Genomic DNA, 24721 nt, shown 5'->3' on the forward strand with positions numbered 1-24721 from the left:
GCAACGGCTGGAGAACTTTTCGTAGAAGGTGTCGACTGAATCGCTAACACTGCTGACGAATCCGGACGCTGGCCCCTGCCGGAGGGATGTCCGACTTCCTCATTTCACGAGGAGAGTTATGGTTGATCGGCGCTCCCAAATCCTCGCCGGCAACGCGGAATGACAAGATCGGGGCCTCGTTCGATCGTTCGACGCTATGCATCCCCGGTCTTGTTCGTCCCGTCGAACTGTGCGGTCGCCGAGATCGCCATGCTGGAGAACAATCGGCCGGAGAAGCCGAACAGCAGCGCAAGCGCCAGGGCGATCGGGGTGTAGGGAGCGTCCCACGAGTTGTCCAGGAAGACGCTGCCGAGGATGTTGATTCGTGGGTCGGACAGGAATCGCACCAGCAGTAGTCCTCCCACCGCGGTCAGAGCACCACCGACGGGGCTGAGAACCATCACACCCCACGACGAGGATGCCCGCTTCCCGGTGAGCGTGGTCACTGCCGGAGCGAGGAATCCGCCGAGTGCACCGAGTAGCATCGTCTGCTCGTGTCCGAGAGCTATTCCGACCGCAATGATCCCGCACAGGCCGACTATGGCCAGCCACAGGGTGATACGTGTGTTTTCCAGCTCGGCGGCCAGTCCCTCTTCTTCTCGTTCGTGCACCAGTTTGTGCGCACCCTCGATGATGATGCGCCTGGTGCCGGGGGTGGTCGCTTCACCGAGCAGCGTGCGCAGCCTCTGCTCGGTGTCCTGATCGAGCGCGCACAGTTTCAGGAGGATGGGTTCTGCATATGCCGACAGGTCGTCGCCCGGGACCAGCTGCACCAATCTGCGCTGCAGCGCGTTGAGCCTCTGGATGTCGGCGACCAGCTTGGTGAGCGGCACGTTGAAGACCCACCCGAGGCGTTCGAGAACGGGGTGCCGTTTACTGCCCTTGAGATCGTTGAGAGACATGAGGATCGACACGTACGCGGACCTCGCATGCGGCTCTGTCCCGGCCTGATCGACCATGATGCAGGCACGGTCGCGTAGGTCCTTGATCTGCGATCTGAGCAGCCGGTAGCGCGGCGCGGCGATCAGTCCGCGGTTGGTGATCAGAATGATGACGAAGTAGCCCAGACAAATGGCCACCAGAACCACACGGTTGGCTGTCACATCGAAGTTCATGTTGACCTCCGCAGGTTCCGGACTTGATTTAGATTATCGTGGCACCTCGCTGTCCAGGCCACGAACGTCAACGGATTCGACATCGGCTGCAACTCGGACCGCATCCAATGCTCAACGCTTCCCATTCGGGAATCACCGACCTCCTCACCGTAACGTTGTGATCTGCGCAAAGTGGTTGAGAATGAATTTCGCGGTTGCACAGTCTGGGCGATCACTACTCAAGCGATGTTCGAAAACCGTTGGAGAAGCGTATAATTCGCCAATGCGCGTACGGGCGCACGCAAGGACGTCATGCTCGGTACACAGTCGCAGAACCTGGCGAGCATGGCCGCCGGCCATCGCCCGGTACCGCCGGACGAGCTGGTGAAGGATCCGGCCAGTGGCCACTGGACCGGCTACTTCCCGGGTGTCGTGGACGGCACCAAATGGGGGTTCTTCGTGACCGGGCGGGGAGGGGTTCAAGCGTGATCCGTGGGCGCGGGAGTTGGAGTTGTCCGGGTATCCCGACTGCGACGCTATCGTGCGGGACCGCGACTCCTATCCGTGGCACGATGTCGACTTCCGCCCAACGGCGTTCGCGGATCTGATCGTGTACCAGTTTCACGTGGGCCGGTTCTACGCCGCCGACGGCCGGGGCCGCGATCGCCGGCCGGGTCGGGTGGCGAAGTTCCTCGACGTCCTCGACCGGGTGGAGTACCTCGCCGATCTGGGCGTCACCGCGGCTCCAGCCGCTTCCCGTGGTCGAATTCCAGGGCGAGTGGAGCCTGGGCTACAACGGCACCGACCTGTTCTCGCCGGAGATGGATTATTGCGTCGACCCGGCGGACCTCGCCCCGTATCTGCAGACCGCGAATGCGCTGCTGGCGAACAAGGGCTGCCCGCCGCTGTCCCCTGCGCAGCTGCGCGGGCAGGTCAACCAGCTCAAGGCGTTCATCGACATCTGCCACCTGCACGGCCTCGCGGTCCTTACCGACCCCGGTCCTGGTACGCCCGCAGCCGCGCCCGCGTCGCCACCGGCCTGCTGCTGACCGCACCGGGCGTGCCGATGCTGTTCATGGGGCAGGAGTTCCTCGAGGACAGCTGTGGTCCGACAACCCCAGCCGGGCGGACCTGCTGATCTGGTGGGACGGCCTCGGCGGCGGGGACCGCCGCATGAGCGACTTCCACCGCTTCACCCGGGATGTGATCCGGCTGCGGCGGCGGCACCCGGCGCTGCGCGCCGATCCGATCACCGTCTACGGGATGGACGAGGCGAATCGGGTGCTGGCCTTTCACCGATGGGTGCCGGACGTGGGGCGCGATGTCGTGGTCGTAGTCAGTCTCGGCGAGTCGACGGTCCACGGTTATGGGCCCGGCTTCCCGCGGCCCGGACACTGGCACGAGGTCTTCAACAGCGAAGGCTACGATCACTTCCCCAACCCTGGGTGCAGGGCAACGAGGGCGGAATCAGCGCCGACGGCACACCGCTGCACGGCCTGCCGCACTCCGCACACTTGACCATCCCGGCCACCAGCATCCTGGTGTTCGCGACCGACCGCGGCGACCAGCAGACGTAGTATCCGCGCCCCGGCGGCGCAGTAGCGGCGCGCGACGTCGGCGACGGGGTCGTACGGTGTCAAGCCGTCCAGCGTGCCGTGCCACAGGTAGAGCGGTGCGGTCGGAGACGTCGCGGAAGTAGCGCAGACTGTTGTTCCGCAACACCTGATGCGCCGTCGAGCTCTGCCCACAGGGTTGTCGACGCCGCCAGCATGTCCGGCGCTGCGGAACGCGCCGTGGAACAGCAGGAAGCGCCGGCACTCGTTGGACATCCAGTCACGCGCTCACACGCCGGTCGCGTTCAGCTGCGACGAGATCGGAAGCTGGTCGGGGTATTCGCGCTCGAGCCCGATCGCGGCGGCGAACGCGTGCCCGAATCCGGGATGCGGATTGAACCCGAGTCCCTCGGCCATCTGCTCGAGGTCGGCGGGAATCCCGCCCGCCGCCACCGCGGCGATGTCGAGTTCCGGCGCGTAACTCGGGGCGAGCGCCGCAGCCCACGCGCTCGCCATCCCGCCGCGAGAGTACCCGGCCAGGGCCACCGGACTGTGCGCCAAATCCAGCTCGGGAAGCCGTTGCACGGCCCGGACGCTGTCGAGGGTGATCATGCCGCCGAGCCTGGCCGCACCGGTGGGGCCGAGGTGATCGGGACCGACACCGCCCAGCCCCGCTGCAGCGCGAGGTAGCGTCCCGGCGACTCCTGCAGTTCCAGGTTGAACAGTGAGTGCGATGGCTCACAGTTCGTGCCGAGTGAGTTGACGATGGCCTGGTACGACACCAGCGGCGGGTTCGCCACCCCCGCGGGAGCAGCGCCGTGGTGACCGCGAGGATCGGGTGGCCCGCCGAGTTCGTCGAGCGGAAGGCGATCTGCCAGCCGTCGGAGTTCGCGTACATCCAGGCGTCGATGCGGCGGGTGCGCACGATGTCACCGGGACGACGGGTGCCGAGGTCGGCGGGCGCGCGGTAGATGGGGTTGGGGTCGGGTGCCGGGTGCGCTGGTTGCGCGATCGCGGGAACGGGGGTCAGCACCCCGAACACAAGTGCACCAAGAAACCGCCATGAGGAATCCGCCCGAGCGTCGCCTCATAAGTTCCACTCCCAATGAGCAAACAGGACGAGTCGACCTGGGTCTGCGGGAACCTTTGGTGGCCCCGCTCGCGGCACGCCACCGCGTGATCGCCTTCGACAATCGGGGGCTCGGCCGATCCGGCGCGGCGAGGGGCGCATCACCATGGCGTCGCTGGCGGCGGACGCGGCGGCACTGCTCGCCGCGCTCGAGATCGAGCGGGCGCACGTGCTGGGCTGGTCGCTCGGCAGCGCCGTCGCGCAGGATCTCGACCTCGCCCATGGCGACCGCGTCGGCGGGCTCGTGCTGAACGGGACCTGGGGACGGGCGGACGGCTACATGCGGGCGATGCTCACCGCCCTGGGACATCCGTGGGCGACCGGTGACATGGAGGCCGCGCTGACCTCGCTCGGTCTCGCCTTCTCACCCGAGCTGCTCAACAGCCCGGAGTTCGAGTCGATGATGGAGCAGTTCCGTCCGCTGTTCCCATAGACCGAGACGCAGATCCGCACCACCGCCGAGCAGTGGCGGGCCGACGAAGAGCACGACACGCTCGATCGGCTGGCCGGGTCGCCGCGCCGACGCTGGTGATCGCCGGCGAGCAGGACCTCCTCACGCCCCCGTGGCAAGGCCTGGCGGTCGCCGGGCAGATCCCGAGCGCGTGCTATGAGCCGGTACCTGCACGAAGCGATCGAGGTGATCGCCAAAGCTCGCGCCCGACCTGACGAGTGCGAAATAGGCTGCGGGACAAGATCTGTGGTACTCCGGAAAGCGCCACGCCCACGGCGGGAACATTCAGGTCGTAACCGACCCGACCGGGTACCCGGTCGGGATTTCACCGGTCGAGCCGGGGTCGGTCCACGACATCACCTGCGCTCGAGCCCACGCGCTGCCTGCCCTCTACCCGGCCGCAGCGGCTGGACTGCCCACTCTGGCGGACAGGGGCTACACCGGCGCCGGGGACGGCATCCAGGTCCCCTCAATGGCGCCGACCCCGCGATCGACAACCGCGCCCGGAACCTGCTCATTCGCGCTACGAGCACCCGCCGAGTGCGCCGACGCCCCGCTGAAGTCCAGCTTCACAGCGCTACGACGCATCACATCGTGAGGATGACGAGTGCAGCGGCGACGATGTGGCCGATTCGGTGGGGGCACAGATTTCCGGTTGCTGGCGACGACTGCGCGGGCCCGGGAACGATGCGAGGCTGTCAGTGGTAGACCTCACTGGAGGTGAGTATGCGCGGAGATTGGGAGCCGGTCGAGTCGTTCGGCACGACCGACCGGGGAGACGGGCCGTTGGACCGGGTTGACGCGGCTCTTGTCGACGCGTCTGTCGGATGTCGGCGGTTTCGATCAGCCGAGGGCGGGCGGGCGATTGTCGTTTCGGCCCGGGAACTTACCGATCAGGGACTCGCAACACTCGACCCTTCGGGCGGCATAGGGGACGTGTTATTCGTCGATCCCTCCTCCTCCGGCGTTGTGAACAGCTTTCTCCTGTCGTGGGCCCAGCCCGCCGCTTCGCTTGTCGTGGCATTGCCAGACGGCGCCGCGACACTCGGGCTGATCCCGTCCGGCGGCAGCGTCGTCGTCCGCACAGCGCCGGAGCCGACGAGCTTCCGGCTCTATCGGCGTGGTGCGCCCGGACCGAAGCTCGGCGAAGCTCCGGACGTTCTCGAGCAGCGGTCGAAGTGGTTCGAAACCCGTCACGGCGGCGGCGAGTGACGGTCAGTCCACCGGCAGGCGCCAGATACTCCGGCCGTAGGTCGCGGCGGTCAGCAAGCGCTCCTGTTCGTGGTAGACGAGGTCGACGACCGTGACATTCGGAAGGTTGCCGGTCAGGTTTGCCCAGCTGGTGCCGTCGTCGTCGGAGACAAAAACCCCCGCGTCACCGCACACGTAGATCCGTCCCGGATGCGCCGCCGGCAGCGCGATCGACAACGCGGGGGCGTCGGGGAGCTCTCCGCGGTCGATGTCGGTCCAGTTCAGTCCGCCGTCGGCGGAACGGAAGACGTGGTGGGTGCCGAAGTTGGCGACCGTCGCGTAAACGACGTCGGCATCGCCTGCCCGGCTCTGCACCCGGGTGAGGGTGCGGCCGGGCAGAAGTGTGCTGGCGAGGTTGTCGCTCCAGGTCGCGCCGCCGTCGGTGCTGCGGAAGAATCCGCCGTTCTCGGTGCCGATGTAGACACGGTTGGTGTCGGCTCGCGCGACCTCGACGGTGGTGATGTCGCTGCCGTCGAGGACCTCCGACACCGCCGTCCAGTTGTCGCCGTCGTTCTTCGTTCGCCACACCCGCCGCGACCCCGTGAACAGCGTCTTGCGGTTCTTCGGGTCCATCGCCACGAACATCATCCACGGCTTCGCCTGGTCCTCCGGCGGGGACACCTCTTTCCAGCCGTCACTGGCGCGAAAGCGGGCCATTCCCATGAACTGCCAGGTAGTGAACAGATGATTGGCATCCTGGGGGTCGATGACAACCCAGCCGCCGTCGCCGCCGGAGAGCTCGAAGTACGTGTGCGCTTGCCCATCGAGGGTGGCCAGTGTTCCGTTGTCCTGAGCGCCGCCGGCGATGAAGTCGCCGCTGGTCTGGGCAACTTCGAGGTCGTAGAACATGTTGGTGGCCAGGCCGTTGCTTCGGTTCTCCCACTTTGTTCCGCCGTCGGCGCTGAAGTCCATCCCGCCGTCGTTCATGTCGTACACCGAACCCGGTTCCCCCGTCGGCATGACCAGCGCATGGTGGTCGGCGTGCGCGTAGTTCGGATTACCTCGGTCGGAGTCCCAACGTGTCACCTTGGTCCAGGTGTTGCCGCCGTTCTTCGTGCGATGCAGGTCCACGCCGCCGCAGAGCACCCAGTTCGCTTTCGAGGGGTGGACGACGATGGTGTTGTTGTAGGACATCTGCCGCTCGTCAGCGAAATGGTTGCCGCCCACGGCGGTCCACGTGTCGCCGCCGTCCCCGGTGCGGAAGATGCCCAGCACGGCGCTCTGGCGCTCTATCTGGGCGTACAGCACATTCGGATCCGATGGCGCGAGCGCGAGTGAGGTGCGGCCGATTGCGGCGGGCGCCGGGAGCCCGCCACCGAGTTGCTGCCACGTCACGCCGCCGTCCCGGCTCCGCCAAATGCCGCTCTTCGCTCCTTGGGCGGTGATCGTGACGTAGATGAGCCCCTCATCGTCGGTGCGGAATTGGATGTCATGACAGCGATACCCCGCCGGGCCGGCCAGAGGCACCCGGCCCCAGGACAGGCCACCGTCCCGCGAAACAAAGAGGCCCGCGGCATCTTGCGGGCGGTGGCCGACACCACCGGCCAGCAGGTGCTGGGAATCGAACGGGTCGACGGCAAGAGCACCGATCCGACGGGGCAGACCGAGTGTGGCCGCGGGCGCCAGCATCTGCCAGGTCGCGCCCGCGTCGAGCGAGCGCATCACGCCGATCCCCGGGTGCGAGTCCGCGGACAGGTTCGCCTCACCAGTACCGCAGTAGATCGTGTCCGGCTGCTGCGGATCGATCGCGAGCGAGCCGACGTTCAACGACGGTTGGTCGTGCCACAACGACTGCCATGTCATGCCCGCATCGGGGCTGTGCCAGACACCGCCCCCAGCCGCACCGGCCCACAGGCGTTCCGGGTGATCGGGGTGGCAGACCAAGCAGGTCATGCGCCCGCCGATGTTCGATGGCCCCACCGAGGTCCACAGGTCGCTACCCGGTGCGGGCGGCACCTCCGCCTGGGCCCGGGCACGTTCTTGCAAGAGCACATCGATAGGCGACTCCCGAAGGGGCCAAGCCTCCCTCGCCTGGAACCAGTCGCTGCGGACTTTGTGCGTGGTCGTAGGATCCGGTCCAGCGGTCGGTGATTCCGATTTCCGGGGCCGGTCGGCGTACCGCTGCTGCACGACGATTGTCTTGCGGGCCATGGAGATGTACCTCCTCGATCAAATCGCGCTGTGCAATCGGCCGTGCGCCGCGAGCGTCGTGGCGTGGGCAGGCGGCCGACTGGGTCGGGCTCTGTGCGGTTGCCGCCGAAAATCGCGACGAGCGCACCCCGTGCATGTCACGCTCGGACATCGCGCGGATAGATGCGGTTACCCCGCTTCCGGACGAGGCCGCCGCCTCAAAACGAACCCAGCGACGGTTAACCCGGCGGCGGCAACGGCGGGCGCCAGCACCACCAGCGCCTCGAGCGAACCGTCACCACCGTCCGGCTCGATCCCGAACAGGGCCTCGATCCACTGCGGACCGAACACCACGTTCATCGCGAACCCGACAGCTGACACCGCCGCGAGAATGTAAAGAGCAGCACCGAGTGTTCTCACACCAGTCCTCATGTTGGACCCCCCGGGAAGGCGTCGAGACGGCGCGGTAGTTGGCGACCGTGCGTCAGGTGGATACCGATAACTACTGCTGCATACCCGACTTGCAGCTCCAAGATCCGTGCTCATTTTCGCAAAGTCCGGGCTTGGTCGTTGGTATATTGCAGGATTCGATTTCTCTCGTTGTGGGCGCGGGCGAGCAATGGCTTCCGTACCCGGACACGGAGATTCGGAATCGCAGCGAACGGGACTCGCCGACACAGCCGACCTAATGTCTGTTAGTGGGCGATTAGGTTGAGGCGGAGATGGTTTCGTGCAGAATTTCAATCTCCATCCCCTTTCCGCAACGAATTGATGCGTTCGTTGGGGTTGCTTGCCCCGATGCCGGGCCTTGACCCCGAGGCGTCACCAACGCAGGTTAGACGCTCGAACCGCGGCCGAAACGATTCGAGAGGCGAACTATCGCTGACATGGTCGTCCGAAAGAGGAAGAATCAGACAGACCGGTCTCGATGCAGAGCGGCGCCGGACCATCAAATGATTAGCGAGGGGGTTATCGGATCATGAGACCATGGGCCACACCCGGTGGGCGACGCATGGAGTCCACCGGCGGTGGTGGTGCTCGTCCGATGACGATTGCCGAAGCCGTTCCGCCGGACGAGTCCGGGAAGCCGAGGTGGTCCCCGGCGGTTCGTGTTGCTTTCATCGTGGGATCACCCTTGTCCCCTGCCGATGACTTGGCGTGAGGCACACGGTTCGGGAGATGACACTCGGTGGGGCGCAATGTGAAACGGGCAGGGCGCCAGATCTGTTGCGCCTGTTCCTCATTGTGGCGATCCGGTTCTACCGCGAAGGGTTGGCAGAAGTCCTGGGTAAGCTGCCGGACGTCGCTGAGGTGGGGACAGCTGCGGGTGGCCGAGACGGTCTGGCTCGGGTGTGCCAGTTCTCACCGCATGTTGTCCTGCTGGACATGTCCTTGCAGGATAGCTCTGAGACCGCCCGCTCACTCGTCCGGGTCGTGCCCGGGGCAAAGGTTGTAGCGCTCGGAGTACCGGAGACCGAGACGCACGTGGTGGCTTGTGCCGAGTTGGGTGTCGCGGGTTACGTTTCCCGCGACGGTTCTCTCGATGATCTGGTGGCGTCTGTACGAGCCGTTGCGCGTGGTGAAACTGTGTGCTCAGCGCAGATCTCTGCGGGGCTCATGCGGCGAATCGCTGTCCTAGCGGAACTTGGTCATGCGGCGCGGCCTCTCCCTCGGCTTACGGCTCGGGAGAAAGAGATAGTGGACCTCATCGCGCTCGGCCTCGCGAATCGGGAGATCGCGCGGCAACTCGGCATTGAGCTGTGCACAGTCAAGAACCATGTGCACCACATCTTGGACAAGCTCGGAGTTCGGCACCGCGTCGAGGTATTAGCCTATACACGGCACGGCGGGTAGCGGTCCCACACCCACGCTTGGGTCCGGTTCGATCGACGCGGGCCTACATCGCTGACACATCAGCATCGCATTGTGCTGCGCCGAGCATGCCCGGACCGATCCGGATCCAGCACCCACGATGGAACCGATTCATGCAGGTGGCTACTCCGAGGATCCGGATCTAGTGGTCCACCTATGGACTCGTCGGTTCATTGTGGTCGACCTGCCGATTGCGCATTACTGGATGCACGGTCTGCGTCGATGGCTGGGAGGCGGAGTGATGGTGGACGGATCTGGCGTTGGTAGTGCCGAGGCCCAAGTGTCGTCAGCAGTCGAAAAGAGTCAGCCTACGCAGGATGCGGAGAAACCTCCTGATCCAGACGCTGTGCTCCGAGAGTTGCTGGAGGAAGAGGCCAGTGTTAAGGCCAGGGCCGCCGCGGTGGCCGCTGATGTCAAGGCCCTGACGGCCGCGATCGGGGCGTTGACCACCAACCGGAAGGACATCGTCAAGGAGGTCGACGCCTATGCCAAAGCGGACTACCCGAAGGCAATCGCGACAGCCAAGAGCCTTGCCGACGAAAAGCTCGCCTGCATCGAAAACAAGCTGGGTCCGCGGCTGGAAAAAGCTCGGAAACTGGTAGATGACTTCGCCAAGGAAGTCGACACAGTTAAGTCTGAACTGGAAGGGCAGATCAAGTCCCCGGACTCGGCTACGGACACACAACAAGCGGCGAACCCGCAACGCGAATCGAAAACGGATGCAAAGCAACCGGCAATCCAGCTGCTTGAATCGGCAAACCGGAAGCTCGAATCGGCAAACAAGCGGCTCGCCGCGGCCACCGCGTCGTTCGGCAAGTCGCTGTCCCTGACAAAGGACTACGCGGCCCCGGCCGGGGGACTGACCACGCTGCAAAGCCAGCTCAAAGCCGCCATCGACAATGCTGACACCTTCGGCGCGTTCGCCATCTACCGCGAAATCATTCGTCAGACAGAAGAACTCGCCGGACAACTGCCCACCCCGGGCGAATATGAAAAGCAACTTGTCAGCCAGTGGAATGCAGTGGAACGGGCACAGCAAAACGCGCGTGTTGCCACCAAGACCGTTGCGGGCTGCCAGAGTGACGTCGACCGACTCAAAGTGCGCTATGCCGCGCTCACGACAGATCGGGTGGCTGAACTTCGGCGCCGCTGGAACATGGAGCTGGAGCAAGGCAAATGATTCCGTTGTCCGCCCAACCCGATGTCAGACCGCTGGGAGTTGTTCTCGTGGGCTGCTCGGGAGTCCTCGGCGATCTGATCCGCGGCACCTTGTCGGGAGATCCAGACGTGCGGGTGCTCCACGAGCTGTCGGGGAGCAGTGGCGACCGGCTCACAACGGTGGTGCATCGGCTCCGCCCTGATGTGGTGGTCTGGCAGCTCGACGACGACCGACTCTTGGCGGGCCACCCCGAGTACTTCGGAGCGCCGGCGGCATGTTCGGTCGTGACGGTTGTGTCCGACGGCGACAGTGGGTCGGTCTGGCAACTGCGGCCCGAGCGCCAGGCGCTCGGCGCGCTGTCACCACGCACCCTGGTCGCAGCGGTGCACACGACGGCGGTGCAACAGTGAGCAACCGACAGCGCGAGCGGCGCCCCACGTCCGCCGGTAAGGCGTCCGTGCACAGACGGAACCATCGGACTACTCGGCGAGGACACGACGTCTCGTGCGCAGGTAAGGCGTTGACGGGAACGAACAGTGAGTAGCTACATGGTGATCCGCTCGGTCAGCGAGGCGCTGCGCCAGGTTCTGTGGAACGAAATATCCGCAGACCCCGTGACACTTCCAATTGTGGGCGCCGAGCAGGCGATCGTGTTCTCCAACCCCACCCAGACCGCGCTCGACTCCGCCAATCGGCTATCGCTGTGGCTGTACCAGGTCGTGGAGGACGAGTTCGTCAAGAACCAGCCGATGATCCGGGGCAGCAATCCCGACCCGGCCGACGCTCGTGGCCGCTACCGCGACGACTTCCCCCCGATGGCCCTCAACCTGATGTACCTGCTGACACCATTCGCGCAGTCCGGCGAGTCCGACCATCTCCTGCTGGGCAAGTCGATGCTCGCCCTGTACGACAACGCGAGCACGTTGATGGTCGACCAGGCGGCCTCGGTGGCCGAGGAATTGCGGATCACCCTCCACCGCCACACACTCGAGGAGTTGACGCGGATCTGGGACGCGCTCAAGGAACCGTACCGGCTGTCGGTGTGCTACCAGGTGAAAGTCACCCGACTGGACTCCAGTCGCCAGCCCGCCAACGCGCGCGTGGTCGAGCTCTCCGGTGACTACGGGCCTGTGCCGGAATCGGAACCGGTATGACCACCCCCGCCTACACCGTCTGGGAGCGCAGGACAGCGGCGCCGTCCCTGATCTTCGACCTGGTCGACCGGCACGCCCGAGATCGGGGCATCGTCGGCCCCAACCCCCGGGTACGCGGCCGGGTGCGCTATCGCATCGTGGCAACCGAGGCGAACCACGTTCGGACCGGCCTCCCGGAACCGCTGAACATGGTGACGGTGCGCAACACCGCCGGCTACGACCTGTGGTTCGGGCTCGTGACCGGTCGGGAAGGATTCGTCCGTCGCTACCGACCCGACCCGCCGCCCGCCATCGTCGTGGAGATCGCCGCCGAGCGATACCAACGGGTCGAGACCGTGATCGCGTCGCTTCCTCGCCCGGACACTCCCCAGCGGTTCGCCTTGGAGCCGGGATGGGCATATGAGTTCCCCACCGCCACCAGTCTTCCCGGGAGCACCGGGCCGACCCTGCTGCGCGGCACCCTCCGCAATCCCGACGGGACCGGAATCGCATCGGCAACGGTGCGAGTCAACCCGCCGCCCGCACACCAGCCGACTCCCAACCCGGTCTATACCACCGATGCCACGGGCAACTGGGTGCTGCCCTTCGCCGACGACGTGACGACCACCGCAGCGGCGCACGTAGAGATCACTCCCACCGGGGGGCCACTGATCGTGGTTCCCGAGGTGACGATTACGCGCGGCGACACCTCAGCCCTGCGCCAGGCGTCGCTGGCCGGGAGCACCCGACGCGCCACCGGAGCGGCAGTGCCCGGCGTCACAGTGACGACGGATGTGGCGCCCGGGATATCCACACTCACCGACGCCGAGGGGAGGTGGGAACTGTGGCTCCCGACCGAGCAGTTTCTGCCGACCGCCGGCCCGCAACCGGCGGTCGTGACCGCCACACCCCCTCAGGGCGCGGCACTCGTCCTCGACAGCCAGGTGCGGCCCCGCGCTACCACCCGTGTGGATCCATTCGTCTTCCCGTGAGGACGGCGAGCAACCAGAAGGAGCCTCACCATGCCCGAGTATCTAGCCCCCGGCGTCTACATCGAAGAGATCGCCACCGGGCCGGTTCCCATCGAAGGTGTCAGCACGAGCACCGCCGGCTTGGCCGGGCAGACCGTTCGCGGGCCCACCGAACCGCGACTGGTGACCAGTTGGCTCGACTTCCAACGCTGGTACGGGGGTCTGGCCGATCCCGATGTGCTGGGTTCGTATCTGCCGTTCGCCGCCCAGGGGTTCTTCGACAACGGCGGGCGGCGCGCCTACATCGCAAGGGTGCACCGAAGCGACGCAGTCTCGTCGACGATCACCTTGTCAACCAATAACGCGGATCTCGTTCTCACGGCGTTGGGTCCGGGCAACCTCAACGATCGCCTGTTCGCGTGGGTGGGGCCAGCGAGCCGCCGGAACCCCAGCGACCCCGGGCAGGCCGACCCCGATCGCTTCCGGCTCATCCTGCTGTACTACGACGCGCCTCGTAACCCGCTTGTCGACCCGCTCAACCCGGACAACGCGGTCAATCCCAATCGCCGTGATCCGGACGTGGTCGAGGACTTCGACGATCTCGAGGTCGACCCGCGAGGATCGGACTTCGTTGTCGGTGCGCTGCGGCGCTCGACGCTGGTGACCGCCGACTTCAACCCGCAGACCGGTCCCGGGCTGCCGGATCCCACAGGCTTCGCCGACGGGGAACACACCTACATCGCCGCAGCAAATGGCGATGACGGCACCGCTGCGATGGCCCTGAACGACTTCCTGGGGTCCCCGCCCACAGCGACGAGCCGCGGCTCGGGCCTGCATGGCATCGAGGCCATCGACGAAATCTCCCTGCTGTCGACACCGGACGAGGGCCACGCCAATATCCCACCGGCTGTCCGCGTTACCCTCAGAGGCGAAATCGTGCAGCAATGCGAGCGCCTCAAGGACCGCTTCGGCATCCTTCAATTCACCAATGACGTCGGTGGCGGTGATCCCGCCAGCGTCACCCCTCCGGCCAGCACCTCCTACGCGGCGGTGTACTACCCGTGGGTGCGGGTGCTCGACCCGGCGACCAGCGAAACCTACCTGGTGCCGCCGGGCGGCCATGTTGCCGGCGTCTACGCCCGCACCGACATCGAACGCGGCGTCCACAAGGCACCCGCCAACGCGATCGTGCGCGGCATCATCACCGCCGACCTGCCGGGTAACCGGGGTCCGCTGTCGGTGTCGGTCACCAAGGGACAGCAGGACGTCCTCAATCCCCGCGGCGTCAACGTGATCCGGGACTTCCGCGCCGACCGGCGCGGCATCCAGGTGTGGGGTGCCCGCACCCTGTCCCCCGACGCGCAATGGAAGTACGTCAATGTGCGGCGACTGTTCATCTTCCTCGAGGAATCGGTGGAGGAGGGAACTCAGTGGGTGGTATTCGAACCCAACGACGAGCCGACCTGGGCCCGGGTGCGCCGCAGCATTTCCAACTTCCTCACCAGCGTGTGGCGTAGCGGGGCGCTCCAGGGTGGCACGGCGGAGGAGGCGTTCTTCGTCCGATGCGATCACACGACGATGACCCAGGACGATATCGACAACGGACGGCTCATCTGCCTGGTGGGCGTCGCCCCAGTGAAACCCGCCGAGTTCGTCATCTTCCGATTCAGCCAGAAGACCATCGAAGCGTCCTGACAACAAGGAGGGATGAATCATGCCCGAAACCGGTGCGCGGACCGACCCGTACTCAGCGTTCAATTTCCTGGTCGAGGTCGACGGGGTGACCGTCGCCGGCTTCTCCGAGTGCAGCGGCCTGACGAACGAGACCGATCCGATCGACTACCGCACCGGGGACACCGACACGTTCGTCACCAAGCTCCCCGGCCTGCGGAAGTTCCCGATGATCGTCCTCAAGCGAGGGTTCACCGACAACCATGACCTGTGGGAGTGGCGACGGACGGTCATCAACGGCCGGACCGAACGCCACACGGGGACGATCACCCTGCTCAACGAAGCCCGCGAGCCCGCCCTGCGGTTCAACTTCCGGGAGGGTTGGCCGTCCAAGTGGGAGGGGCCCACCTTCAACGGCAAAACCAACGAGGTCGCCATCGAGACGCTCGAGATCTGCCACGAGGGAATGGAGCTCGAGTGACCAGTCCAGGACTGCTCGCGGCCGCGTTGCTGCCAGCCGACACCGTCACGACAGTCTCGGCGTCCATGTTCCGGGCGCCGGGCGTGTCCGTCGAGTTCGCACAGGCGCGGCAGGCGATCAGCCCGCGTCGCACCGACATCACCGGGTTCGTGGGCATCGCCCGCCGCGGCCCGCTGTACATGCCGGTCCGGGTCGAGAGCTGGGGAGAGTTCGTCGCCGCGTTCGGTCGGCACACTCCCGCCGGCTATCTCGCCTACGCGGTCGAGGCGTTCTTCGCCAACGGCGGACGCACGGCCTGGGTGGTGCGCACCGCCCATCCCAGTTCGGCGCTTCCTGCCCAGCTGGACCTCGCAGACGATGCCGGCCACCCGACGGTGCGACTGACCGCCGCCTGGTCCGGAGTGGGCGCAGAAACGGCGCTGCCGAACCCGGGGACCTGGGCGCACCGGATGACGGCATCCGTGGCACGCGACGGCGACCGATTCGACCTCACGCTGCGGGCACCCGATGGGCTGACCGAGCACTGGCGCGACCTCGGAACCAGCGGTCCGCGCCAGGTGCCCGACATCCTCAACGACATTGCCACCGGATCACGGCTCGCCACCGCCGCACTGCTCAGCGGACCCGGTACCCCGCCCGCACCGACGATCCGGCCGGCGGCCTTTGCGGGTGGGGTCGACGGTCTGTCCGATCTGACCACCGTCGACGTCACGCGCGGTCTCGCCGCGCTCGAACAAATCGACGAGATCGCGATCCTGGCCGTTCCCGATCTGCAAGAGGCACCGCGGACATCGGTGCGCACCGCTCTCCCGGTGCCCCGATGCGACGTGCTGGACGCGACCGTAGCGCAGGCCCCGCCCGACACCGACCCGACCGAGTTCCCGCCGCCACTGGATGTCGCAGCGGGGCAGGCCGAGCTGATCGCCCAGTGCGAGCGCGCCCGCGACCGGTTCGCCATCCTCGACCCACCACGTGGTGCGTCCGACCCTGCGACCGCGATCGCGTGGCGTGATGCCTTGATGCCCAGCGCATTCGCCGCCGCCTACTTCCCCTGGGTACTGGCACCCGACCCATTGCAGCTGTCCGGCCGGCTGGTGCGCCCGGTACCACCGAGCGGTCACGTTGCGGGGGTGTACGCCCGCGGCGACCTGACGGTCGGCGTCCACAAGCCGCCGGCGAACGAGGCCCTGGAACTGGCTGCCGACGTCGGTTTCCGGGCCGACGACCTAATTCACGGCATCGTCAACGAGGCGTGCCTCAACCTCATCCGCCCCTACGACGGGCGCGGCATCCGGGTCGCCGGTGCCCGCACCCTCTCGTGCCGGTCGCCGTGGCGATACGTCAACGTGCGCCGCTTGGTCGCGATGATCGAGGAGGCCGTCGGCGAGGACCTGGCGTGGGCGGTCTTCGAGCCGAACAACGCCGACCTGTGGGCGCAGGTCGACCGGACCGTGCGCGGATTCCTCGACGACCTCTGGCGTGCGGGAATGCTCGACGGTGCCACCGCCGCCGAGGCCTTCGATGTGCGGTGCGACGCCGAAACGAACCCGCCGGACCAGATCGAGCTCGGTCGGCTCACCTGCCGCATCGCGCTGCGTCCCCCGCCTCCCGCCGAGTTCGTGATCGTGCGGGTGACGTTGAGCGCCGAGGGCGCCCCGTCCGTGGTGAGGGGAGGAATCGATGCCTGAGACCGGTGCGCGGACGGATCCGGTCCGCGCCTTCCGCTTCGAGGTGAGTTTCATCGGGCTGCCGCCGGGCGGCTTCGCCGAATGCACCGGACTGCAGCTCGAGACCGAGGTGCAGGAGTACGCAGAAGGCGGGCTGAACGACCGGCTCCACAAATTCGCCACCCGCACGAAACAGTCGCCCATCGTGCTGAAGAAGGGCATCGTCGATCGCCGGCTGTGGGACTGGTTCTTCGAGGTCTCGCAGGGCAAGGCGCAGTTCCTCGACGGCTCGGTGATCATCCGTGACGAGGCGGGCACCGGCACCGTCGCCGAGTGGCAGCTGCGGCGCGCATTTCCCTCGAAGTGGAGCGGCCCCGATCTCAACGCGTCACAGTCGGCGGTGGCGATCGAGACGCTCGAGCTCACCCACAACGGCCTGGAGCGGAGGACCTGACATGACCGTCCACATCGAGGAGATGGTGAGCGAAGTGACCGTCGTCGACGGCGACCTGCCGCTCACCCACGCGCAGCTCGAGAAGATCGCCGACTTCGTGATCGCCCGCATCGATCAGCGGAAGCGGGACAGGGAGCAGGGCAAGGCGGCCACCAGACTGCGGCCGATGTCCGAGCCACCCGCGCCCGGCACGGGGGTGGTGTGAATGGCGCTCACCAGGGCGGTCATCGAGATCCTCGACCAACAGGCTATCGACGCCGTACGGGGTCTGCCGGCGAGGATCGAGGTGCAGTTCAACCCGACGGAGTACACTCTGTCGAAAGGCGCGCAGATCGCCGAAATCGCCATCCCGGGGCTCGATTCGCCGATCCAGCAATTCATCCGCGGCGACACCGAGAAACTCACGCTGGAACTGTTCTACGACTCGACCGATGCCGGCCGGGACGAGACGGCCACGCCGGTGGATCGGCTTGTCCGGCCCATCTACGAGCTGGTGAAGATCCAGCCGAAGACCCACGCCCCGCCCCGTATCCGGGTGACGTGGGGTGTCGGACTGTCGTTCAAGGCGATCGTCGAGTCGGTGCAGCGCAAATACACCCTCTTCAATCCGAACGGTGTTCCGCTCCGGGCGACGGTGTCCGTGACATTTCGGGAATACAAAACGCTCGACCAGCAGGTCGCCGAGCTCAATCTCCAATCGAGCGACCACACCCGGACCCGGATGGCGCAACGGGGCGACACGCTCAGCCGGATCGCCGCCGAAGAGCTCGGCGACGCGCACCGTTGGCGGGCCATCGCCGACGAGAACCCGGGCATCGACCCGTTGACCCCGCGGCCGGGAGCGCTCCTGATCATCCCGGCGGTCGACGCCGGACCGGGGCCGGTGACACGATGAGCGCGGCCGTCCCCATCCACACCGCAGGGGACTTCTACGTCCCCACCTTCGAAGTCAGGCTGCGCGGACGGTCACTGGGCGCCGACGTCGTGCGTGACATCACGCAGGTCTCGTACACCGACGACATCACCTCGATCGACAGCTTCGAGATCACCATCAACAACTGGGACGCCCAGACGCGCGACTTCAAATACATCGACTCCGGGATCTTCGACCCCGGCAGAGAAGTGGAACTGTGGATGGGCTACTTCAGCGATCCGAACCGGTTCCGGCGCATGATCACCGGGGAGATCACCTCGCTACGACCCGCCTTCCCGGCATCGGGACAGCCGACCCTGGCCATCAGCGGACTCAACCTCCTTCACCGCTTCCGCACGGCGCAACGATCCCAGGCCTACGAGAACAGAACCGACTCCGAGATCGCCCGCAGCATCGCGCGTGACCTCAACGTCGACCTCCGCACCGACCCGACAGCCGAGACCCGCGAGGAGCGCATCGAGTACCTGCTCCAGGACAACGAATACGACATCCTGTTCCTGCTCGGCCGGGCGCGCCGCATCGGATACGACCTGCTCGTCGAGGAAGGCGACCAACCCGGATCCCGGCGCCTGTACTTCGGCCCGTCCACCCGCCTGCAGCGGCCCAGCTACCAACTCGACTACCGCGGTTCGCTGGTGCAGTTCCAACCCAACCTGTCCACCGCCAACCAGGTGGGCAAGGTCACCGTCAAGGGGTGGGACGCCACGAAGAAGGAGCCGATCACGCACACCGCGACACGCGGTGAGCTGACCACCAAGGGCCTCGGCCGGGAAAGCGGCAACCAAGCGGTCGAGAACGCGGTCCAATCCCGCGAAGAAGTCATCACCGACCGGCCGGTGCACACACCGCAGGAGGCCAGGACACTCGCGGTGCAGACACTCGAGCACATCGCCAAGGATCTCGTCACCGGCACCGGTTCGGTTGTGGGGCTGCCCGACCTGCGGTCCGGCAGCGTGCTACACCTCGGCGGACTCGGCGATCGATTCAGCGGCCGGTACTTCGTCACCACCACCACCCACGCGATCGGCGACAGCGGCTACACCACCCAGTTCGGGTGCAGACGTGAGGAGTTGTAGATGCAGCAACAGAACGCCATCGTGGTGGGCATCGTCGCCGATCTAGACGACCCGGCTCGACTCGGGCGGGTTCGCGTGACGTACCCGAACTACGACGATCAGCTCAGCAACTGGGCGCGCGTTGCCGCCCCCATGGCCGGCAAGAAACGCGGCTTCCGGTTCACCCCCGAGGTGGGCGACGAGGTGCTGGTGGTACACGAGCAGGGCGACAAACGCAGGCCCTACGTGATGGGTGGGCTCTGGAGTTCGGCCGACGAGCCCGCTACCGATGACGGGGACCCCGCGGCCAACAACTGGCGGTTCATCGTTTCCCGCAGCGGCCATCTCGTGAAACTCGACGACACGGCAGGAGCCGAGAAGGTCGAGATCATAGACCAGAGCGGAATGTTGCGTGTCGTGCTCGACTCGTCCGGACCGAAGATCGAGGTCACCGCGAGCACCGGTGACATCGACCTGAAGGCGCCATCGGGGACGGTCACCATCGACGCCGCCACGGTGCGGATCAAGGCCTCGTCGTCGCTGCAGATCGAGGCGGGCGGGACGCTGACCGTCACAGGCGCCACCGTCAACATCAACTGAGGAGCACCGAAATGGGACAACCCGCGGCCAAACAAGGAGACCGGGTCATGGCCACCGACATCCACCTGATCCAGGCGCCCGGCCCGACCGCCCCAGCGCCCGTGCCGCATCCTTTCAGCGGAATCCTCGACGGCGGGCTCAGCGGAGACGTCAACATCAACGGCAGGCCGGCGGCAACGTTGAACAGCACCGCCACCAACACCCCCGTGCACATCCCCCAGGGCGGCACATTCGTGAACCCGCCGACCAATCGGGCGACGATCATCCGCGGCAGCGCGACGGTGTTCATCAACAAAAGACCGGCCTGCCGACACGGCGACACCGCCCTGACCTGCAACGACCCCGTGCCCCTTCCGGTGGGATCCGTGATCGCCACCAGCACGGTCCTGATCGGCGGCTGACATGGCAAGCGAGTACCTCGGCCGCGGCTTCGCCTTCCCGTTCCTCCCCGACCCGGACGGGCGCCTCCCGCTGGTCACCGGAGCGGACCGCATCCGCCAAAGCATCTGGATCATCCTCGGCACCGCCCCGGGCGAGCGGCTGCTGCGCCCCAGCTTCGGCTGCGGAATCCACGACCTGGTATTCGAACCCAACTCGGCGGCCGTGCGGGGGATGGTCCAGGCGCGGGTGCGCGACGCCCTGACCCGCTGGGAGCCACGCATCGACGTGATCGACGTGCAGGTGACGACCGACGACGGCGAACGCAATCACCTGTTCATCGGCATCGACTACCGGATTCGCAGCAACAACGCCTTCTACAACCTCGTGTATCCGTTCTTCGTCAACGAGGGCGTCGGCTTCGCCGCCGACGCCGGTACCGCAGCCGGAGGTGCGACATGACACTTCCCACACCGGACCTCGACGACCGGCGGTTCGAGGAGCTGCTCCGGGAACTGCAACAACTCATCCCCACGTACACACCGGAGTTGGCGCGCGGGATCACCGACTGGACCGACTGGAACGAAAGCGACCCCGGTACGACCCTCATCCAGCTGTGGGCGCACGTCGCGGAAGTAATCCTCCACCGCCTCAACCGCCTTCCCGACCTGGCCTACGTCAAGTTCCTGGAACTCGTCGGCCTGCAACTGCGCCCCGCCCGCGCCGCCACCGTCGACCTCACATTCACCCCGCAACCACGGTTCGTGCCGCCCCCGGCCGCCGCCGGCATCACCGTTCCCCGGCGCACACAAGTGTTGGCCCAGCCACCGGCCGGGGGTGAACCCCTGACCTTCGAGACCGTCGCCGCGCTGGACCTGGTACGCGCAGAACTCGCCTCGGTGCAGGTCGCCGACGGTGGGGCATTCACCGACGTCACCGAGCTCAACGGTCCCGAGGGAACGTCCTTTCGGCCACTCGGGTGGACACCACAGCTCGGCAACGCACTGTATCTGGGTTTCGCTCCACCGGACCCACCGATCAACGGGCGAGTGTTCCCGGACCTGATCCGCCTGAGAGTCTTCGGTCCCGCGACCGCCGGTCATGCCACGGCCTGTGATGCGAACACAACGCCACCCGCACCCCCGGCCACGCTCGAGTGGGAGTACCGACGCGGACCCAATGCCGTCCGCTGGCGTCGGCTGGAAACCTACGAGGACGGCACAAACGCCTTTACCCGCGGCGGCTACCTTGTCCTCGAGGGGCCGAGCACCATCGAACCCGTCGCGCACGTGGGAGCGGTCACCGACCCACGCCTGTGGATCCGGGTCCGGCTCACCGCCGGCTCCTACCCGTCCAGCAGCACGCCCGAGATCGATTTCATCCGGCCCAACACCGTGCGCGCCGAGAACCTGGCCACCATCCGTCATGAGGCGCTCGGTGAGAGCGAAGGACATCCCGACCAGTCGTTCGTCCTCGGCAAGGCCCCCATGCAGCCCGAATCACTCGTACTCGAGATCGCCGAGGCGGAGGATTTCGCTGTTTGGGAGCAACGGCGCGATCTGCTTGCCTCGGCACCCAACGACCCTCACTACACGATCGACGGCGCCAGCGGAACGGTGCGCTTCGGGGACGGCCGCCGCGGACGCATCCCCGTGGCCGGTGCCCTCATCGTGGCCCGAGAGTATCGCTACGGGGCGTCGGCTGCCGGAAACATGGCGGCGAACCTCATCACGACGCTGGACTCCCACGTCGCCGGCGTGCAAAGTGTCACCAACCCGCGACCGTCGTTGGGCGGCGCCGACGTTCAGGACATCGACCAGCTCCGACGGGCGGCGCCCGCCGAGTTGCGAACGCTCCAACGTGCGGTCACCAGCGCCGATTACGCGGCGCTCGCAGTGCAGTTGAGCACGGTGGCGCGCGCCACGGCGCTCCCGCTGACGCACCCCGAGCACCGCAATGTCGATGTGCCGGGGGCTGTCACGGTCGTCATCGTGCCCGACGGGACCGAGGCGGCTCCACAGCCGTCTCCGGAGTTGGTCGAGGAGGTGTGCCGCCACCTCAACGGGATGCGCACCATCTCCACCGAGCTGCACGTGGTGGGGCCGCGGTATCGACGCATCAAGGTCGTCACCGAGGTTCAGGCGGAGCCATACGCCAGCGCCGGGACAGTGGAGCAAGCGGTCAAGAGCGCCATCAACGGCTTCCTCGATCCACTGGGCCGTTCGACTGTGACAACGCCAGACGAACAGGCGCCACCCCATGACACCCGGGGGCCTGGCCGCGAATTCGGGCTCGCCTTCGCGCCGACCAGCCTGTTCGGCGTGATTCTCGACGTGCAGGACGTGGCGTCGGTGCCCCAATTGTGGGTCGAACTCGACGGCAGCCCGTGGGACGACATCGGTAAGGCGATTCCGCTCGACCCCGACGAACTGCTGTACGGCGCCGATAACCATGAAATCGCCGTCGTTCCGAGGCCGGAACGCACACGACGAGGTGCGCCGTGAGACCCGCGGGCCCGACCTTCTGGTTACTCGACGCACGCACCGGCTGGCGGACAATCGGCTCGACGGGCGACACGCCGCCGCCCGCCGACGACGGCGGGATAGCCTTCGACGCCGTTCACGGACTTCGGCTGCAGGCCGATCCCCACGGCCCGCGCGCACTGACCTCGCCCGATGGCAGCCTGGGTCGACTGGTGCTGCCCGACTTCGTAGCAGCCGACGGAGCCGCGAGACTGTTCACACTCGCACCGAACCCGCCCTACCTGCGCCGATTCGACGCCGACTCCGGGATGTTCCTCCCCTTACCCGCATCGGGCGAACCCGGTTCGGGTGCACGGGATCTGGCGACACCCGTCGCCATTGCCGCGAGCGGCCGCAACCTGCTCGTCGCCGACCGCGGAAACCGCCGCGTCGTGGTGTTCGACACCCCCACCCTGTCGCTGCGGGCGGTCTGGGAGGCGCGCGACGGGTCGAACCATCCGGTACCCCCGGACCACCCCCAGGTCTGGGATCCGGTGTCAGTGGACGCAGGCCCGACCGGGGCACACGTGCTCGATGCCGCCCATGGTGTCGTCTACCGCTTCAGTGATCCCATCGGCTCACCAATCATCATTCGGCCGGCCGGCGCCGGTCGGTGGCGCCGTCTGGTGGTCGACGCGAGAGGATATCTGTATCTGCATGCGGAGGGCGAACCTCGTCTCGACATCTTCCGGCCCGACGGCGAGTTCGTTCGCTCGACCGTCGACGGCGGCGAGGTCGCGGACCGGTTCGACCCGCCACTGGTCATCGCCGATCACCGGCGACGCATTCACGTTCCGGCCGGGCTGCTCACCAGCTGCCCGTCGGTGACAGACACCAGCGGTGACGGCACCTGGTTCGACACCTCCACCGGTCACCCCGCCGTCTTCGCCGACGACGAATGGATCGGACCAACGCACTTCCAGAAGAAGGGGACCTGGATCGGCGGCCCCCTGGACAGCGAGATCTACCGCTGCCAGTGGCACCGAATTCAGTTGGAGCTGAACCGGCTCCCAGTCGGCTCCCGGATCAGGGTCAGCACCTACACCGACGCAACCGAACGCCAGAGGGACGACATTCTCGCGTTGCCGAACGCACTGTGGGCGCAGGTACCTGACCTCATCGGGCCTCCCGCACGGCCGCGGGGGCGTGAGCAGCGGACCCTGACGGGCGACATGGCGGTACTGAGCAGGGAGGGGCGATTCCTGTGGCTGCGGCTGGAACTGCACAGCGACGGCTATGACACGCCGGCCGTGGCGTCGGCGCGGGTTCACTATCCTCGTCGCTCGCATCTCGAGCTGCTGCCGGCGGTGTACTCCGCAGATGACGCCGCCCGCCGATTCCTGGAGCGATTCCTGTCGGTGTTTCAGACACAGCTCGAACCCGTCGAGCACCTCATCCGGGACGTGGCCGGCCTGTTCGACCCCGACGCCGCACCGCCGCAGATGGTCGATGCGCTGTCGTCCTGGCTGGCACTGCCACTCGAGGGCGACTGGGACACCGATCAGCGCCGCAACCTGCTCCGCACCATCGCGCCCGCCCTCCGCCGCCGCGGAACTCCGCATGCCCTGCGCGGCTATTTGCGCGCCTACCTCGAGAACCTCACGGGACTGCCATTGAAGGACGACCAGTTCCCGCACCTGGTGGAGGGGTATCGCGAACGCAACCACATCTGGCTCACGGGCCAGGATACTGTCGGCGGCCGCGCGGCACCGTGGAGTTCCGGAAAGGTGGCGCGGCTCCAACTCGATCGATACGCCACGGTGGGGAAGGTGCGGCTGGTCAGCACCGGTGACCCGGACCGCGACGTCTTCCATCACTACGCCCACCGCTTCCGCGTGATCGTCCCGGCACCCTGGGTGCGAACGGCCGCCGATGAACGGGCGCTGCACCGGGCGATCGAGGCAGAAAAGCCCGCCCACACCGCGTACGAACTCGCTCTCATCACGCCGGGGATCCGGATCGGACACCAGTCGACCATCGGCCTCGACACCGTCATCGGGGCAATTCCGCGAACCCGGCTAGCGTGCCGGCACGACACGACCCGCGCCCCCAGTCGCCCGCCGAGCGGACGACTCGGCATCGACACCGTCCTGCGCGGGGGCACCGCCCGACGGCGCGATCGGCGCGTGCCGACGCCGCTCGATTCGAACGTGACATTGCTCTGAGGTAGATGAGGG

The 24721-nt window shown here is 66.7% G+C and carries 25 protein-coding genes and 3 pseudogenes; 24 read left to right on the forward strand and 4 right to left on the reverse strand.

All coding sequences use genetic code 11. The features are described 5' to 3' along the window. Positions 1–194: 194 nt before the first annotated feature. The gene (locus tag QM841_RS35170; RefSeq protein WP_283335506.1) at positions 195–1154 is read right to left on the reverse strand and encodes a hypothetical protein; all 960 of its coding nucleotides are present in this window, start codon (positions 1152–1154) and stop codon (positions 195–197) included. Between the two features lie 291 nt (positions 1155–1445). Between QM841_RS35170 and QM841_RS35175 the strand changes: the two genes are divergently transcribed. The 4 genes and pseudogenes from QM841_RS35175 (at position 1446) to QM841_RS35185 (ending at position 2710) form a co-directional block, all read left to right on the forward strand. Then, positions 1446–1622 carry a hypothetical protein gene (locus tag QM841_RS35175; protein ID WP_283335507.1) on the forward strand — a complete coding sequence of 59 codons (177 nt, stop codon included), beginning with the start codon at positions 1446–1448 and terminating at the stop codon, positions 1620–1622. Positions 1623–1891: 269 nt separating this feature from the next. Beyond that, positions 1892–2182 (forward strand): hypothetical protein, encoded by a 291-nt coding sequence (locus tag QM841_RS35180; RefSeq protein ID WP_283335509.1) that lies wholly within the window; start codon positions 1892–1894, stop codon positions 2180–2182. Between the two features lie 214 nt (positions 2183–2396). Beyond that, a pseudogene (locus tag QM841_RS43580) lies at positions 2397–2546 on the forward strand (alpha amylase C-terminal domain-containing protein); the annotation flags it as partial. A gap of 32 nt (positions 2547–2578) precedes the next feature. After that, complete coding sequence (locus QM841_RS35185) at positions 2579–2710, forward strand: hypothetical protein (protein ID WP_283335510.1); 132 nt, start codon at positions 2579–2581, stop codon at positions 2708–2710. Here QM841_RS35185 and QM841_RS43585 read toward each other — a convergent pair. Beyond that, positions 2711–3777, reverse strand: a pseudogene (locus QM841_RS43585) (lipase family protein); the annotation flags it as partial. Between the two features lie 84 nt (positions 3778–3861). On the opposite strand from QM841_RS43585, the pseudogene QM841_RS35205 reads away from it, so the two are divergent. The 3 genes and pseudogenes from QM841_RS35205 to QM841_RS35210 all read left to right on the forward strand — a co-directional run. After that, positions 3862–4248, forward strand: a pseudogene (locus QM841_RS35205) (alpha/beta fold hydrolase); the annotation flags it as partial. A 262-nt stretch (positions 4249–4510) separates the two neighbouring features. Beyond that, a complete protein-coding gene (locus QM841_RS43590; RefSeq protein ID WP_502943307.1) occupies positions 4511–4864 on the forward strand; it encodes a transposase family protein in 354 nt (117 codons plus the stop codon). Positions 4865–5283: 419 nt separating this feature from the next. Then, complete coding sequence (locus QM841_RS35210; RefSeq protein ID WP_283335513.1) at positions 5284–5478, forward strand: hypothetical protein; 195 nt, start codon at positions 5284–5286, stop codon at positions 5476–5478. Between the two features lie 3 nt (positions 5479–5481). Here the strand turns inward: QM841_RS35210 and QM841_RS35215 are convergent, their stop codons facing one another. Beyond that, entirely contained in the window at positions 5482–7410 is a 1929-nt protein-coding gene (locus tag QM841_RS35215; protein WP_283335514.1) for a WD40/YVTN/BNR-like repeat-containing protein, read from the reverse strand. 426 nt (positions 7411–7836) lie between these two features. Next, positions 7837–8028 (reverse strand): hypothetical protein, encoded by a 192-nt coding sequence (locus QM841_RS35220; RefSeq protein ID WP_283335515.1) that lies wholly within the window; start codon positions 8026–8028, stop codon positions 7837–7839. Between the two features lie 798 nt (positions 8029–8826). On the opposite strand from QM841_RS35220, the gene QM841_RS43595 reads away from it, so the two are divergent. The 17 genes from QM841_RS43595 to QM841_RS35300 all read left to right on the forward strand — a co-directional run bounded on the left by QM841_RS43595 (position 8827) and on the right by QM841_RS35300 (position 24709). Next, positions 8827–9501: a LuxR C-terminal-related transcriptional regulator gene (locus tag QM841_RS43595; RefSeq protein WP_502943306.1), complete on the forward strand. Its 675-nt coding sequence runs from the start codon at positions 8827–8829 to the stop codon at positions 9499–9501. A gap of 118 nt (positions 9502–9619) precedes the next feature. Next, complete coding sequence (locus tag QM841_RS35225; protein ID WP_283335516.1) at positions 9620–10699, forward strand: outer membrane factor lipoprotein domain-containing protein; 1080 nt, start codon at positions 9620–9622, stop codon at positions 10697–10699. Continuing rightward, positions 10696–11088 (forward strand): hypothetical protein, encoded by a 393-nt coding sequence (locus QM841_RS35230; protein ID WP_283335517.1) that lies wholly within the window; start codon positions 10696–10698, stop codon positions 11086–11088. Before QM841_RS35225 ends, QM841_RS35230 begins: the two co-directional genes overlap by 4 nt. Positions 11089–11214: 126 nt before the next feature. Beyond that, positions 11215–11832 (forward strand): Pvc16 family protein, encoded by a 618-nt coding sequence (locus QM841_RS35235; RefSeq protein WP_124395761.1) that lies wholly within the window; start codon positions 11215–11217, stop codon positions 11830–11832. Continuing rightward, complete coding sequence (locus QM841_RS35240) at positions 11829–12803, forward strand: serine/threonine-protein kinase (protein WP_283335518.1); 975 nt, start codon at positions 11829–11831, stop codon at positions 12801–12803. The genes QM841_RS35235 and QM841_RS35240 overlap by 4 nt, the downstream gene beginning before the upstream one ends. A gap of 30 nt (positions 12804–12833) precedes the next feature. Next, positions 12834–14477, forward strand: coding sequence for a phage tail sheath family protein (locus QM841_RS35245; protein ID WP_283335519.1), 1644 nt, complete (start codon positions 12834–12836; stop codon positions 14475–14477). 19 nt (positions 14478–14496) lie between these two features. Further along, positions 14497–14934: a phage tail protein gene (locus tag QM841_RS35250; protein ID WP_124395758.1), complete on the forward strand. Its 438-nt coding sequence runs from the start codon at positions 14497–14499 to the stop codon at positions 14932–14934. Next, the gene (locus QM841_RS35255) at positions 14931–16622 is read left to right on the forward strand and encodes a phage tail sheath family protein (protein ID WP_283335520.1); all 1692 of its coding nucleotides are present in this window, start codon (positions 14931–14933) and stop codon (positions 16620–16622) included. The genes QM841_RS35250 and QM841_RS35255 overlap by 4 nt, the downstream gene beginning before the upstream one ends. Beyond that, positions 16615–17055, forward strand: a complete 441-nt coding sequence (locus tag QM841_RS35260) for a phage tail protein (protein WP_124395756.1) — start codon at positions 16615–16617, stop codon at positions 17053–17055. The genes QM841_RS35255 and QM841_RS35260 overlap by 8 nt, the downstream gene beginning before the upstream one ends. A 1-nt stretch (position 17056) precedes the next feature. Beyond that, positions 17057–17260 (forward strand): hypothetical protein, encoded by a 204-nt coding sequence (locus QM841_RS35265; protein WP_124395755.1) that lies wholly within the window; start codon positions 17057–17059, stop codon positions 17258–17260. Continuing rightward, positions 17261–17950 carry a CIS tube protein gene (locus QM841_RS35270; protein WP_283335522.1) on the forward strand — a complete coding sequence of 230 codons (690 nt, stop codon included), beginning with the start codon at positions 17261–17263 and terminating at the stop codon, positions 17948–17950. Next, entirely contained in the window at positions 17947–19065 is a 1119-nt protein-coding gene (locus QM841_RS35275; RefSeq protein WP_283335523.1) for a phage late control D family protein, read from the forward strand. Before QM841_RS35270 ends, QM841_RS35275 begins: the two co-directional genes overlap by 4 nt. Further along, positions 19066–19644 carry a phage baseplate assembly protein V gene (locus tag QM841_RS35280; protein ID WP_283335524.1) on the forward strand — a complete coding sequence of 193 codons (579 nt, stop codon included), beginning with the start codon at positions 19066–19068 and terminating at the stop codon, positions 19642–19644. 47 nt (positions 19645–19691) lie between these two features. Next, complete coding sequence (locus QM841_RS35285; RefSeq protein ID WP_283335525.1) at positions 19692–20045, forward strand: PAAR domain-containing protein; 354 nt, start codon at positions 19692–19694, stop codon at positions 20043–20045. 1 nt (position 20046) lies between these two features. Further along, positions 20047–20484, forward strand: a complete 438-nt coding sequence (locus QM841_RS35290; protein WP_283335527.1) for a GPW/gp25 family protein — start codon at positions 20047–20049, stop codon at positions 20482–20484. Continuing rightward, positions 20481–22526, forward strand: a complete 2046-nt coding sequence (locus tag QM841_RS35295) for a putative baseplate assembly protein (RefSeq protein WP_283335528.1) — start codon at positions 20481–20483, stop codon at positions 22524–22526. The genes QM841_RS35290 and QM841_RS35295 overlap by 4 nt, the downstream gene beginning before the upstream one ends. After that, positions 22523–24709 (forward strand): phage tail protein, encoded by a 2187-nt coding sequence (locus tag QM841_RS35300; RefSeq protein WP_283335529.1) that lies wholly within the window; start codon positions 22523–22525, stop codon positions 24707–24709. The genes QM841_RS35295 and QM841_RS35300 overlap by 4 nt, the downstream gene beginning before the upstream one ends. Positions 24710–24721: the final 12 nt, after the last annotated feature.

This window comes from Rhodococcus sp. IEGM 1307 (assembly GCF_030056915.1).
In the GTDB taxonomy this organism is placed as follows: Bacteria; Actinomycetota; Actinomycetes; order Mycobacteriales; family Mycobacteriaceae; genus Rhodococcus_F; species Rhodococcus_F opacus_D.